The sequence below is a fragment of the Streptomyces sp. NPDC005791 genome (assembly GCF_042871485.1).
In the GTDB taxonomy this organism is placed as follows: domain Bacteria; phylum Actinomycetota; class Actinomycetes; order Streptomycetales; family Streptomycetaceae; genus Streptomyces.
On sequence record NZ_JBIAIP010000009.1, the window covers coordinates 1 to 13,778 of the forward strand.

Sequence of the window (13,778 nt, forward strand, 5' to 3'; positions counted from 1 at the left end):
GCAGGGGGGACCCTGTGGGAGAGTAGGACGCCGCCGAACAATTATTCCGGGAAAGCCCCGTGCCCTTGTGGCACGGGGCTTTTCTGCGTTCACAGTGCCTTCCGGACCCTGAAGCAGCCCACCTGCCCTACCGTGCCGGCCACGGCGATCGACCTGCAGGCGGGTATCCCAGCAAGTGACTGCGCGGTAGCAGCGTCCTGGTATCAGCAGCTGTTCGGCTCCCCGCCGTCCTTCGTCGCGAGGGAGACCGGACAGCCCGGTCTCGCACAGAGCGCCCACCGGGGTCCGGAGCCCTCTCCGGATGCCGAATGGTGTGCGTGAGGCCATGTACCGCGATCCCGACGGAGACCGGCTGGGGTTCGGCGGCGCTCCGGCCTGAGGCACGACTGGCGGTTGCCCCTTGGCCTTGGTCTGCGCAGGCCCTTACAGCCGACCTGCCGCTTTGAGCGCGAGGTAGGCATCAGCCAGTGCGGGGGCGAGCTCGGCAGGCGCGGCATCGACGACTGTGACGCCATGGCCCCGGAGCTGGTTCGCAGTGCGGCGGCGCTGGGCCTGTGCCTGCGTGCCGGCTGCGGCTTCGTACGTCGCTTCCACTGTGCCCCGCGCTCCGGCCATCGCTTGGAGATGCGGATCTGCGACGGCAGCGACCAGCACTGTGTGGCGCTGGGTGAGCTGAGGAAGGACCGGCAGGAGCCCCTCTTCGACAGGCGCCGCGTCAAGGCTCGTGAGAAGAACGATCAAAGAGCGATGCGGAGCGTTTGCCAGTGCGGCCGTGCTGAGACCGCGTGTATCGGTCTCCACGAGTTCGGGCTCCAGGGTGGCCAGCGTGCTGACAAGCGTCGACACGACGTCCCCGCCCGCTGAACCTCCCTGCACCTGGGCCCGGACACGTCGGTCGTAGGCGATCATGTTCACGCGGTCGCCCGCCCGGGTGGCCAGAGCAGTGAGAAGCAGAGTCGCGTCCATGGCGGCGTCGAGCCGCGGCACATCGCCCACCCGGCCTGCGGACGTACGGCCGGTGTCAAGAACGACGAGAATGTGGCGGTCGCGCTCGGGGCGCCAGGTGCGAACAGCGACAGTGGACTGGCGTGCTGTCGCCCGCCAGTCGATGGAACGGGTGTCGTCGCCCGGAACGTAGGCGCGCAGGCTGTCGAACTCGGTTCCCTCCCCGCGAGTCAGCACGCTGGTCCGGCCGTCGAGTTCACGCAGTCTCGCGAGCCGGGAGGGCAGATGCTTCCGGCTCGTGAAAGGAGGCAGTACCCGGACGGTCCATGGGACGCGGTGATACCCCTGGCGGGATGCGAGTCCGAAGGGGCCGAACGACCGGACGGTGACCCGGTCTGCTACGCGGTCTCCTCGCCGCGACGGGCGCAGGAATGTGGTGAGGCGGCGGCGCTCGCGTGCCGGCACGGTGAACCGGTGCCGGGACGAGCCCTGCTCGGTCACGGAGGCCCAACTGCTGGGAGGCCAGCCGTCGCGGAGATGCGCACGAAGCGGACGTCGGGACGAGTTGGTCACTGCGAGTTGCACTGCCGCAGTTTCGCCAAGTCGAACGGATGTATCACCAGATCGGGTGAACTGTAGTGCACGTACTGGCGCAGCCAGGGCATAGTCGCACAGAATTGCCAGTGAGAGCGGGACATTGACCGCGAGCAGGCCGGTCCAGCTCGGGGCCAGAATGCCTACGGGGAGTGACCCCAATGCCGCAAGCAGGGCGGTCCGTCCGGTGAGGGCCATGGTCACCGCCTCACCGGGGGACGGGGACGTGGGCGAGGACGGCGGTGAGGACGGAGTCGGTGGTGACTCCTTCCATCTCCGCTTCCGGCCGCAGCTGGATGCGGTGTCGGAGCGTGGGCAGAGCGAGCGCTTTCACATCGTCCGGGATGACATAGTCCCGGCCCGTGAGCCAGGCCCATGCACGTGCGGTGGAGAGCAGTGCGGTGGCTCCTCGGGGGGAGACGCCGAGGTTGAGTGAGGGGGATTCACGCGTGGCACGGCAGATATCGACGACATAGGCAGCGATCTCGGGGGAAACAGAGGTTTTGGCGACGGCGGTGCGTGCTGCTTCGAGGTCGGCCGGGCCTGCCACGGGACGTATGCCTGCTGCCTTCAGGTCACGAGGGTCGAACCCGTCCACGTGGCGAGTGAGCACGTTGATCTCGTCCTCGCGTGAGGGAAGCGGAACCGTCAGCTTGAGGAGGAAGCGGTCCAGCTGGGCCTCGGGCAGTGGGTAGGTGCCCTCGTATTCGACAGGGTTCTGGGTGGCCGCGACCAGGAAGGGATCGGGAAGCGGCCGGGAAGATCCGTCGATGGTGACCTGGCGTTCTTCCATGGCCTCCAGCAGAGATGACTGTGTCTTGGGCGGGGTGCGGTTGATCTCGTCTGCAAGCAGGAGATTGGTGAATACCGGCCCGGGCTGGAAGGAGAATTCGGAGGTGCGGGCGTCGTAGACGAGCGAGCCCGTGACATCGCTCGGCATCAGGTCGGGGGTGAACTGGACGCGCTTGGTGTCCAGTTCGAGGGAGGCGGCAAGAGCGCGGACCAGGAGGGTCTTGGCGACTCCCGGTACGCCTTCCAGAAGGACATGGCCCCGGCAGAGGAGAGCGACGACCAGCCCGGTGACAGCCGGGTCCTGGCCGACCACAGCCTTGGCGATCTCGGAACGCAGAGCTTCCAGGGATGCGCGGGCGCTGTCGGAGTTCACGGGGGCCTCAGGGGTCCCTGCGGTTCCCGCAAGCTCGGCGGTCTCCGGGGTCGGGGCGCTCATGAAGTACGTACCTCTCTTTCGAGGGCGTCGAGTTGATCGGTCAGAAGGACAAGCGCGGCGTCATCGGCCGGGGCCGGGCCGAAGAGGAGTGGTCCGAGGTCGCTGCCCGGGTGGTTGAGGCGTGCGGCGACGGCCGGAAGCAGCACCGCGGGGGAGTCGGCGTCGCGGGGGGCCACTCCGAGGAGGGGGGAGATGCGGGCCCGTGTGGCGACGCGCAGGGCGTCGGCCGCGCGGTCACGGGCGTCGGCCTTGCGGTAGAGGCGGGCCCGCCCTTCGGTGGCTTCGGAGGCCCGGATGGCAACTGGCAACCGCTCAGTGACCAGCGGTCCGAAGCGGCGGCCACGCCAGATGGCGGCGAGGACGGCGGCGAGTGCCAGCTGAAGGGTGCCCCAGAGCCAGCCCGCGGGGATGAGTTCGATGAAGCCGCTCTCTCCTTCGGCTCCGTCGTTGCCGCTGTCGTCCCGGCTGTCTGCGTCACCTGTGGCCGCGGAGGGATCGTCGAGCGAGGGGAGGTACCAGACGAGATGAGGGCGGGAGCCGAGGAGCTGGAGGCCGAGCGAGGCATTGCCCTGCCGGTCGAGGCGGTCGTTGTAGAGGATGTCGGGGGAACCGAGCAGCACGGTGTCGCCGCCTTCTTGGCCTGGCAGCACCAGGAGGGAGGCGGCCTCCTCGTCCGGATAGCAGGCGGTGGCCCCGGCCGCGTCCGTCGTGTAGTGGATGCCACCCAGGTCGGTGGTTCCGGCGGAACGGGCTGCGGGGAAGTCGCAGCGTGGGGGGCGTGCGCTCACCGGACCGTGCGATTCCGGGCTGACGCCGGGGGTGAGGCGGGCTACGGAGGCGCCGCCAGGGGCGATGAGCACGGTACGGCCCGCGGAGTCGGCGGTTGTCGTGTGGAGGTGTTGTTGTTGATGAGCGGTGAGCATGTTCGGGCCGGCGACGAGCAGGGTGGTGTCAGGGCCTGCGGCACCGGCAGCTGCGTCAAGGGTGGTGACGACGTCGACGGAAACACCCCGCTCCTTGAGGAGTTCGGCGACCGCACGGCTGCCGTAAGGATCTGCGGAGCGGGGATCGAGCCGGCCGTGCTGACCACCGGAGCGAGCGGCGGCAAGGGCGACCCCGGCGATGACAAGGATGAGGACAGCGAGCAGCAGTCCCCGGACACGCTGCCAGATCTGCCGTGGGGTGCGGGATTCAGAGGTGGTGGGAGCGGCCGCGGTGACGGTCATCAGGCGGCTCCCTGCGTGCTGCCGGTGGTCAGCAGGGGCTTGGCGGCCTCGAGATCCTGGTCGAGCGTGCACAGCGTCAGGTACGCCGCTTCGTCGGCGGTGCGGCCCCCGTATGTGACGTCGTCGAAGACCCGGGCGGCAGCACGGAGCCGTTCGGCGTGCGCGGGCATCAGTCGGCCTGCCTCGGCGGCTGCCTCGTCCGCGGTGCGGCCGGGGCGCGGGTCGAGTACGGTCCGGTCCTCCAGGGAGCGGACGAGGGCACGCATCCGTTCCTGGACCGCTTCGGTCCAGCGCTGTGCTTCCGCGTGCGCGGCGGCGGTGGCGCGGTGGTCGGCCGTGCTGAGGGCGGTGCCGCCGAAAAGCGTTTCGGGGGAGCGGACAACGCGTCGCGGTGTGCCGAGCCTCCACCACAAGGCGGCGCCCAGGCCCGCGACAGCCAGGACGAGTACGACGAGCCCGAGCGGGCCGCCGGGGGCTGCCCCGGCGGCGCCTGCGAAGAGGTCGCCGACCCAGTCCCAGAAGCGGTCGAGGCCGCGTTCGAGAAGGTTCGGGTCGTGCTCGTGGTACATCGGGTCGGACAGTTCGTCCTGCGCTGCTTCCCGTGCGGGGACGCGTGGTGTGTCCACGGGTATGTCTTCCCCCGCCCGGACGATCCGTGCTGTTGCGGTGGTGCCCCCCAGCCCCGTCACCGCATCAGTTCCTGGGGGTGTCGTAGCCGGGAACGCCCGCGGCCCGGGCGAGGTCGAGGTCGAGCGCCTCGCGACGGATCCGCTGATCGATGTAGAGCAGGGCCGTCACTCCCGCCGTGAAGGGATAGACGAGCGTCGAGATGATCACATCGCCGATGCCCGTGACGATGAGGAAGGGCCAGCCGAAGTCTGTCGAGCTGCTGTTGAGGAACTCGCTCAGGCCGTCGCTGTCCACGGTGATGGCGATGATGCCGAACGGGATCGTGACGATCAAGGTCAGGACGATGACCAGCAGGTAGGTGAGCGCCAGAATGCCGAACGTCCGCCACCAGTTGCCCCTGACCAGCTTGGCGGACCGACGCAGCGAGGTGAGTACGGACTGCCGCTCGAGCATCAGCGCCGGAGCGGCGAGTGTGAAGCGGATCATCAGCCAGAGAACGACGCCGCAGGAGGCGATGAAGCCGAGGAAGGTCAGTGCGAGCCCACCCACGCCGCTGCCCAGTGCGAGGCCCGGAAGCAGGCCCACGACCATGATCGCTGCGCTCATGAGGCTCAGCAGGAGAGCAAGCCCGAGCAGCGGGAGGAGCCGGGGGCGGGCCTCGGACCACGCTTCGGAGAGTGTCACGCCACGGCCCAGCACGGAGCGGCTGACCACCACGGTGAGGACCGAGGCCGTGATCAGCGTGGCGATCATCGCGATGAGCGTGCTCGGGGCGGTCGCGATCAGCTGCGACTGCGCGGAGTCGGTGGCCTGACGGAGCGCCTCCGCGCCGGTGGCGTTCGGGTCGATCGACTCCTGCTGGGGCAGGAGATAGCGCTGCACGAGGATGATCAGGATCTCGGCGATCACGGAGACGGTGAGGCTGATGCCGAGGACCGTGCGCCAGTGGGTGCGCATGGTGGAGACCGCGCCGTCGAGGATCTCGCCGACCCCCAGAGGACGGAGGGGGATGACGCCGGGCTTCGCAGCCATGGGCGGGCGGCTCCATCCGGGCCCCTGCGGCATCCCACCCCACCCCGGAGCGGGAGGAGGCGCGCCTGGACCGCTGCTGGGGGCGCTCGGCGGGGACCACTGCCCCGGAGGCGGCTGTGCGGGAGACCACTGTCCGGCTGGTCCGCTTCCGTCAATGGGCGAGGAGGGTTTGGGGATTCCCGTCTCCTGGCCGTCGGAGGGGGCGGATCCGGGCGAAGCCCAGCCCGGAGAGTCGTTCATCGTCGCTCCTTCACAGTCCTGCCCGCTCATCGGGGCGGCAGGTTGCCAGCCATCGTGCCACGCGTTGGTCCGGGGTGGGCCCGGCGCTGTATCTCCTTCTTGTCTTCGTGCCCGAGCGCTTCAGCGGGCAGACTGGGCAGATGGCTGATCAGGACGCACAGACGCCGGCGGGTAGCGAGCCTCCGCCCCTCTCCGTACTTCGCTGGGACGAGTCCTCGGAAGGTCCAGCGGTGGTGCTTCTCGACCAGACGCGGCTGCCCGCCGAGGAGGCCGAGTTGGTGTGCGCCGATGTGCCCGCGCTGGTACGGGCGATCCGCATGCTGGCGGTGCGAGGGGCGCCTCTGCTGGGTATCGCCGGGGGGTACGGGGTGGCGCTGGCCGCCGCCCGGGGCGAGGACGTGGAGAAGGCCGCGGAACTGCTGGAGCGCGCGCGGCCCACCGCGGTGAACCTCGGGTACGGGGCGCGGCGGGTGGCCAGGGTGTACCAGGCGGCTGTCGCGGGTGGGGCCGGTCCGGAGGGGGCTGCCGCGGAGGCTCTGTACGAGGCGAGAGGGCTGCATCAGGAGGATGCGGCAGCCAGCGGGCGGATGGCGCAGCACGGTCTGGATCTGCTGGCGGAAATCCTGCCCGGAGACGGCGGGCACAGGCTGCTGACCCACTGCAACACCGGGGCACTCGTGTCCGGCGGTGCGGGGACGGCCTTTGCCGTGGCTCTGCGGGCGCACCGGGAGGGCAGCCTGCGGCGGCTGTGGGTGGACGAGACCCGGCCTCTACTCCAGGGTGCCCGGCTGACGGCGTACGAGGCGGGGCGGAACGGCATGCCGTACAGCTTGCTCACGGACAGTGCGGCGGGTTCGCTGTTTGCGGCGGGGGAGGTGGATGCCGTAATCATCGGGGCGGACCGCATTGCCGCGGACGGCTCGGTGGCCAACAAGGTGGGGAGCTATCCGTTGGCGGTGCTTGCCAAGTACCACCATGTGCCGTTCCTTGTCGTGGCGCCGACGACCACGGTCGATCTGGAGACGGTGGACGGTACATCGATCGTCGTGGAGCAGCGCTCCGCGACGGAAGTGACGGAGTTCACATCGAAACCGGGTGTTCCAGTCGGAGGTGGCGGAAGCGGGACGGCCGTCGCACCCCCGGGAGCCCAGGCGTACAACCCCGCATTCGACATCACGCCGCCCGAACTGGTCACGGCGATCGTCACGGAGGAGGGGGTCATTTCCCCGGTCACGGGGGTCGGACTGGCAGAGCTGTGTGCCAGGTCATCGCAGGTAACGATTAGCTAATGGGATGATGTCGTTTATGAAGGGACGCGTCCTTGTCGTCGACGACGACACCGCACTGGCCGAGATGCTCGGCATTGTGTTGCGGGGAGAAGGTTTCGAACCGTCGTTCGTAGCGGACGGCGACAAGGCACTGGCTGCATTTCGCGAGGCCAAGCCGGACCTGGTGCTGTTGGACCTCATGCTGCCCGGACGGGACGGCATCGAGGTCTGTCGGCTGATCAGGGCCGAGTCAGGTGTGCCGATCGTCATGCTCACTGCCAAGAGCGACACGGTGGATGTGGTGGTGGGCCTGGAATCCGGGGCCGACGACTACATCGTCAAGCCGTTCAAACCGAAGGAGTTGGTCGCCCGGATCAGGGCGCGTTTGCGAAGGTCCGAAGAGCCCGCGCCGGAGCAGTTGGCGATCGGGGATCTGGTCATCGACGTGGCCGGCCACTCCGTGAAGCGGGAGGGGCAGTCCATCGCCCTCACCCCGTTGGAGTTCGACCTGCTGGTCGCCCTCGCCCGTAAGCCGTGGCAGGTCTTCACCCGTGAGGTGCTGCTCGAGCAGGTGTGGGGTTACCGCCACGCCGCCGACACCCGTCTGGTGAACGTGCATGTCCAGCGGCTCCGATCGAAGGTGGAGAAGGACCCGGAGCGGCCGGAGATCGTCGTGACCGTCCGTGGTGTCGGTTACAAGGCCGGACCGAGCTGACATGTCCCTGGGCAGCGCTGCTCCGCCACCCGGGGCGCCCGGGGCCCGTACGGAGCGGGCTGCCGGTCCGGGACGGAGCACTTCCCGTTTCGGCAGGGCTCCGAGGGGCGGCCGGTTGTTCCGCGACCGGACGCCCGGCGGCCCCGTGCCGCGGTTGCTGATGCGGTGGATCCGTGGGCCGCTGCTGCCGGCTGTCCGGCTGTGGCGGCGCAATCTGCAGCTGCGCGTCGTGGCGGGCACGCTGCTGATGTCGATCGCCGTGGTGCTGCTTCTCGGCTTCGTCGTGATCGGGCAGGTCCGTAACGGCCTGCTCGAGGCGAAGGGCAACGCCGCGCAGACGCAGGCGGCCGGTGGCTTCGCGGCTGCCCAGGCGAACGCGAACGCGCCGCTCGTCCCGGGGGACCAGAGCGAGGAGGACGCCGACGGCATGACGGCGAGCACCTCCTGGCGCACCGAGCTCGTCGACCAGCTCGCCAGCGGCGGTACGAACGCTTTCAACGTGGTGGCACTCAGCGCCGACTCCGTCGGGCAGGGCACCAGCCGGGCCCCCCGTGGCTCGGGCAGCGTGGAGGCGTCCAGCATTCCGCAGCGGCTGCGGGACGACGTGGGCGAGGGGGCGGGTGCCTTCCAGACGTACTCGCTGATCCGGTACACGTCCGGGAAGGACTCGGAGCCCGGGCTCGTCGTCGGCAAGCGGCTCTACGACGTCGACCACAATCCGTACGAGCTGTACTACCTCTTCCCGCTCACGCAGGAGGAGAAGTCACTGACCCTGGTCACGACGACACTGGCCACGGCCGGGTTGTTCGTGGTCGTGCTGCTCGGCGCCATCGCGTGGTTCGTGGTGCGCCAGGTCGTCACGCCCGTGCGGATGGCGGCGGGGATCGCCGAAAGGCTCTCCGCCGGGCGGCTGCAGGAGCGGATGAAGGTCACCGGTGAGGACGACATCGCGCGTCTCGGTGAGGCTTTCAACAAGATGGCGCAGAACCTCCAGCTGAAGATCCAGCAGCTCGAGGAGCTCTCCCGCATGCAGCGGCGTTTCGTCTCGGACGTCAGCCATGAGTTGCGTACCCCGCTGACGACCGTGCGAATGGCCGCCGATGTCATTCATGAGGCGCGTGTCGACTTCGACCCGATCACGGCCCGGTCCGCGGAGCTGCTGGGGGACCAGCTCGACCGCTTCGAGTCGCTCCTGTCCGATCTGCTGGAGATCAGCCGGTTCGACGCGGGGGCGGCGGCACTGGAAGCCGAACCGATAGACCTGCGCACAGTTGTCCGGCGGGTGATCGGCGGTGCCGAGCCCCTGGCGGAGCGCAAGGGCACTCTGATCCGGGTGGTGGGTGACGAACAGCCCGTGGTCGCGGAAGCCGACGCGCGCCGCGTCGAGCGGGTCCTGCGGAACCTCGTCGTCAACGCGGTCGAGCACGGCGAGGGCCGGGACGTCGTCGTGCGGATGGGCGTGGCTCAGGGCGCCGTGGCCGTGGCGGTCAGGGACTACGGCGTGGGGCTCAAGCCGGGCGAGGCGACCCGGGTCTTCAACCGCTTCTGGCGGGCGGACCCGGCACGTGCCCGCACCACCGGTGGCACCGGCCTGGGGCTGTCCATCGCAGTCGAGGACGCCCGGCTGCACGGGGGCTGGCTGCAGGCCTGGGGTGAGCCCGGCGGCGGCTCGCAGTTCCGGCTGACCCTGCCGCGTACGGCGGACGAGCCGCTGCGGGGATCACCGATACCGCTGGAACCGGAGGACTCCCGGCGCAACCGGGAGGACCGTGAGCGGGCGGAGGCGGTGCCGGCGGCGGGCGACCAGCGGCTGATGTCCGTACCGCACCAGTCAGGTTCCACGACGCGTTCGCACCTGGGTGTGGCGGCCCACGGTCCGGCGGCGCAGCGTACGCCGGCGTCGGTCCACCCGGCGGCTCTGCCGGGCAACGGAGCACGTGTGGTGTCGCGTCCGGCCGGTGACCGGCCGGGCGGGGGCGCCGCCTCGGAGACGCAGGACCCTGAGCAGGAGGACACGACTCGTGGACACTGACCGCCGTCGGGGCGGCCGTGGCCGGGCGGGGCGGTTGTCCGCGCTGCTCGGCTGCGGCGTCGTGGTGCTCGCCGGGTGCGGATCGATGCCGGTCACCGGAGACGTGAAGGCGGTCGACGCCTCGCAGCCGGGTGATTCCCAGGTGCAGGTGTATGCCGTGCCGCCGAGGGAGGGTGCTGTGCCCAGCGAGGTGGTCGACGGCTTCCTCGAGTCGATGACCAGCGACGATCCCGGCTTCGAGACGACTCGCAAGTACCTGACCGCGGAGGCCGACCGTAACTGGCAGCCGAGCGAGGGCACCACGGTGCTCGCGCAGGCGCCCAGCCGTAACGGGCCCACGCTCCACGACGAACAGCGCAGGACCACCGAGACGACCTACACGTTGACCGGTGAACAGGTGGCGGCGGTCGACGCGCAGAGCTCCTACCGGCCGCTGGCGCCGTCGGAGTACTCCCAGATGCTTCATCTGGTCCGGGAGAAGACGGCGGACGGCAAGCAGGAGTGGCGCATCGACATCGTTCCGGACGGTCTGGTGCTCGGGCAGTCCGACTTCAAGCGCCTCTACCGGTCCGTGAACAAGTACTACTTCGCCGCCGGGCTGGCGGACGAGGAGTCCGCGCTGGTCGCCGACCCCGTCTACGTACGGAACCGCACGGACCCCGCCACGCAGATGGACACGGCCACACAGACGGTTCGGACGTTGCTGGAAGGCCCGTCGAACTGGCTGCGGCCGGTGGTCGATTCGCGCTTCCCCGCCGGTACGGCCCTGAGGAGCGGGGTCACCTCACTGGCACCGGACGACCAGAACGTCCTGAAGGTGCCGCTCAACAAGAAGGCCGACCAGGCGGGACAGGGCGCCTGCCGGATGATGGCGGCCCAGGTGCTCTTCACCTTGCGTGACCTGACGTCCGCCCGGGTGGGTCAGGTGGAGCTGCAGGGCGAGCGGGGCCCGCTGTGCTCCCTCGGAGCCGATGAGGCCGAGGAGTACGTCTCGGACAACGGTTCCGCAGGTCCCGACAGCCAGTACTTCGTCGACGACAAGGGGCATGTGCAGCGCATCCCCGGAAGCAGTAAGGGCAGCGGTGAGCCGGCGCCGGTGACCGGCCCGCTGGGCGACGGGCCGGTGGCCATGAGCGCCGTGGGTGTGGCCAGGGACGAACAGCAGGCCGCCGCGGTCTCTTCGAATCAGCAGTTCCTCTACGTGTCCTCCCTCGTCGAGGAGAGCGAGCCGGTGGCCCCTGTGGTGACCAGTCGGGCGAGCAAGGCCGCGGACCGGCTGTCGGCACCGAGCTGGGACGGCAGGGGAGATCTGTGGGTCGCCGACCGCGATCCGCAGGATCCCAGGCTGCTGCGTCTGGTGGACGGTGCCGGAGAACCGCAGGAGGTCTCGGTACCCGGCTTGGACGGCGGGCGGATCGAGGCGCTGAGGATGTCGACCGACGGGGTGCGGATCGCTCTGCGGGTGTCGAAGGACGGGCTCACGACCCTGCACATCGGCCGGGTCGAGCGTCATGGGTCGGGAGAGGGCGAGCGGGTCTCGGTGGAGGACCTGCGCCAGGCGGCTCCGCAGCTGGCCGATGTGGCGGCTGTGTCATGGGCGGGCCGTAGTCGTCTCGTGGTGGTCGGCAAGGAGGAGGGCGGGGTGCAGCAGGTCCGGTACGTGCAGGCCGACGGGTCCACGTCGTCGTCCGGGATCCTGCCGGGCGTGAACCAGGTGACGGCGGTGGCGGCCTCGGACGACGAGCAGTTGCCGCTGATGGCGGACACCGAGAGCGACGGCATCGTGAAGCTGTCGCCGGGGGACAACTGGCAGACGGTCCTGAAGGACGGCTCCTCGCTGGTCTACCCGGGCTGACCTGCGGGCCCGTGCGCGTTCCCCGGCTGTCCGGTTCGTCGGCCGCCGGGTTGTCCACAGGGACTGTCCGCAGGGTTCTCCACAGGAATGGCAGGGCGCCTGTCCTCCGGGCACAGTGGGGTTGTGCGGGGTTGGTGGCAGGAGATCGTCGGGCTGGTGCTGCCCGTGGCCTGTGGTGGCTGCGGCAGGCCGCGGACAGAGCTGTGCGAGGAGTGTGCCTCCGGGTTGGCGTCCCTCCCTTGCCGCGTGCGGCCGGCACCCGAGCCCGTGGGGCTTCCCGAGGTCCACGCGGCGGCTCCGTACGAGAACGCCGTACGCGCGATGCTGTTGGCCCATAAGGAGCGAGGGGCACTCGGACTGGCCGGAGCGCTCGGCGGGGCGCTGGCGGCCGCTGTGCGGGCCGGAGCGGGGCAGGTGGGTGAAGCGGGACCGCTCCTGGTGGTTCCCGTGCCGTCGGCGCGGCGGGCGACGGCCGGGCGTGGACACGATCCGGTGCGCAGGATCGCGGCTGTGGCCGCGGCCGAGTTGCGGCACGGGGGCACACCGGCCCGGGTGCTCGCCGTGTTGCGGCAGCGGCGTGCCGTCGCGGACCAGGCAGGCCTGGGCGCCCGGGAGCGACAGGCGAATCTGGCGGGCGCGCTCGTCGTCGCGGACGGCGGCGGGAAGCTGCTCGACGGTGGCCGGGTGGTCCTGGTGGACGACCTGCTGACGACGGGGTCGTCCCTGGCGGAGGCGGCCCGCGCGGTCCGCGCCGCACGTCACCAGGACAGGGGCGCGGCGGAGGGCCTCCGGGCTGCTGTTGTCGCAGCTTCTCCGTCTGCTTTCGCAACAAACCGGAACTGACAGATAACTTCCATCGTTGCAGGTGGTGAGTAAGTAAAGGGGCCCGATCGGAGGTACGCGTGAGTAGCGGGTGCCGACACAGTGGTGGGCAGGCTATGTTCGGTTGTGAGGAACGGTGAATTCCGTACCTCGAGGAATGCGCCACCAGGTTTCGGGCAGGTAACACACCGGTACGTCCGGTACGCCGGAAGCATGGAAGTCGGTGGGATGGAAGTCCCGCCGGTGGGGGAGGAGGAGGTGACAGCCACCGAGTCCGCGGCTCCGGCGATCACCGGAGCCTGGTGCAAAAGGGAGATGCTCCGCCGCCGAAGCGGAGCGATCCGGGAACGGAGTTCTGCGTGGACATCGTCGTCAAGGGCCGCAAGACCGAGGTGCCCGAGCGGTTCCGCAAGCACGTGGCCGAGAAGCTGAAGCTGGACAAGATCCAGAAGTTCGACGGCAAGGTGATCAGCCTCGACGTCGAGGTGTCCAAGGAGCCGAATCCCCGTCAGGCGGACCGTGCGGCACGGGTGGAGATCACGCTCCGCTCACGTGGCCCGGTCGTCCGGGCGGAAGCAGCGGCAGGCGACCCGTACGCAGCGCTTGACCTGGCCACCGACAAGCTGGACACACAGCTGCGCAAGGAGCACGACAAGCGCTACAGCAGGCGCGGCAACGGCCGGCTGTCCGCAGCCGAGGTCGCCGAGGTGGTGCCGGGTGCCGCCTCGTTCAACGGGGACGGAGAACTGATCCCCGAGGAGCCGGAGACGTCCGTGCCGACCACCAGGATCGGTTCGCTCGAGGTCCAGGGCGAAGGACCGCTCGTGGTGCGCGAGAAGACGCACGTCGCGGCGCCGATGACGCTCGACCAGGCGCTCTACGAGATGGAGCTGGTCGGGCATGACTTCTATCTGTTCGTCGACTCCGAGACCAAGGAGCCCAGTGTCGTCTACCGGCGGCATGCCTACGACTACGGTGTCATCCACCTGAGGACCGACCCGCTGGCCTCCGACGGGGCAGGTGGCGCGGGCGGTGCGCTCGGCGGCTGACGCCCGCCACCCACAGCTGGCACGCGGTGCCCCTGGAAGCGCTCGTGCGCTCCAGGGGCACCGCGTGCGACCGCTTCGGCGGCCGGGCATGAAAGCATGGCGTTCCAGGCCAATCAGTGCTCCGCGCACTGCCGTTGGCGGA

General features: G+C 69.8%; 11 protein-coding genes. 6 read left to right on the top strand and 5 right to left on the bottom strand.

Annotated elements, in window-relative coordinates; translation table 11 throughout:
- Positions 1 to 423: 423 nt before the first annotated feature.
- The 5 genes from ACFYSH_RS18600 to ACFYSH_RS18620 are packed head-to-tail and all read right to left on the bottom strand — an operon-like array spanning position 424 to position 5,895.
- The gene (locus tag ACFYSH_RS18600; protein ID WP_359471490.1) at positions 424 to 1,737 is read right to left on the bottom strand and encodes a DUF58 domain-containing protein; all 1,314 of its coding nucleotides are present in this window, start codon (positions 1,735 to 1,737) and stop codon (positions 424 to 426) included.
- A gap of 10 nt (positions 1,738 to 1,747) precedes the next feature.
- Positions 1,748 to 2,767, bottom strand: a complete 1,020-nt coding sequence (locus ACFYSH_RS18605; protein ID WP_359471488.1) for a MoxR family ATPase — start codon at positions 2,765 to 2,767, stop codon at positions 1,748 to 1,750.
- Positions 2,764 to 3,993 (bottom strand): DUF4350 domain-containing protein, encoded by a 1,230-nt coding sequence (locus ACFYSH_RS18610; RefSeq protein ID WP_359471486.1) that lies wholly within the window; start codon positions 3,991 to 3,993, stop codon positions 2,764 to 2,766. Before ACFYSH_RS18610 ends, ACFYSH_RS18605 begins: the two co-directional genes overlap by 4 nt.
- Positions 3,993 to 4,682: a DUF4129 domain-containing protein gene (locus ACFYSH_RS18615; RefSeq protein WP_359471484.1), complete on the bottom strand. Its 690-nt coding sequence runs from the start codon at positions 4,680 to 4,682 to the stop codon at positions 3,993 to 3,995. The genes ACFYSH_RS18610 and ACFYSH_RS18615 overlap by 1 nt, the downstream gene beginning before the upstream one ends.
- Positions 4,683 to 4,686: 4 nt before the next feature.
- Positions 4,687 to 5,895, bottom strand: a complete 1,209-nt coding sequence (locus tag ACFYSH_RS18620) for a glycerophosphoryl diester phosphodiesterase membrane domain-containing protein (protein WP_359471482.1) — start codon at positions 5,893 to 5,895, stop codon at positions 4,687 to 4,689.
- A gap of 140 nt (positions 5,896 to 6,035) precedes the next feature.
- Between ACFYSH_RS18620 and mtnA the strand changes: the two genes are divergently transcribed.
- The 6 genes from mtnA to hpf all read left to right on the top strand — a co-directional run bounded on the left by mtnA (position 6,036) and on the right by hpf (position 13,636).
- Positions 6,036 to 7,184, top strand: coding sequence for an S-methyl-5-thioribose-1-phosphate isomerase (gene mtnA, locus ACFYSH_RS18625; RefSeq protein ID WP_359471480.1), 1,149 nt, complete (start codon positions 6,036 to 6,038; stop codon positions 7,182 to 7,184).
- A 4-nt stretch (positions 7,185 to 7,188) separates the two neighbouring features.
- Positions 7,189 to 7,878: a two-component system response regulator MtrA gene (gene mtrA / locus ACFYSH_RS18630; protein ID WP_187281934.1), complete on the top strand. Its 690-nt coding sequence runs from the start codon at positions 7,189 to 7,191 to the stop codon at positions 7,876 to 7,878.
- 1 nt (position 7,879) lies between these two features.
- On the top strand, positions 7,880 to 9,910 hold the full coding sequence (mtrB, locus tag ACFYSH_RS18635) for an MtrAB system histidine kinase MtrB (protein WP_359471478.1): 2,031 nt from the start codon (positions 7,880 to 7,882) through the stop codon (positions 9,908 to 9,910).
- Entirely contained in the window at positions 9,900 to 11,765 is a 1,866-nt protein-coding gene (locus ACFYSH_RS18640) for an LpqB family beta-propeller domain-containing protein (protein WP_359471476.1), read from the top strand. The genes mtrB and ACFYSH_RS18640 overlap by 11 nt, the downstream gene beginning before the upstream one ends.
- A 123-nt stretch (positions 11,766 to 11,888) precedes the next feature.
- Complete coding sequence (locus ACFYSH_RS18645; protein WP_359471473.1) at positions 11,889 to 12,608, top strand: ComF family protein; 720 nt, start codon at positions 11,889 to 11,891, stop codon at positions 12,606 to 12,608.
- 338 nt (positions 12,609 to 12,946) lie between these two features.
- The gene (gene hpf, locus ACFYSH_RS18650) at positions 12,947 to 13,636 is read left to right on the top strand and encodes a ribosome hibernation-promoting factor, HPF/YfiA family (protein ID WP_359471471.1); all 690 of its coding nucleotides are present in this window, start codon (positions 12,947 to 12,949) and stop codon (positions 13,634 to 13,636) included.
- Positions 13,637 to 13,778 lie beyond the last annotated feature (142 nt).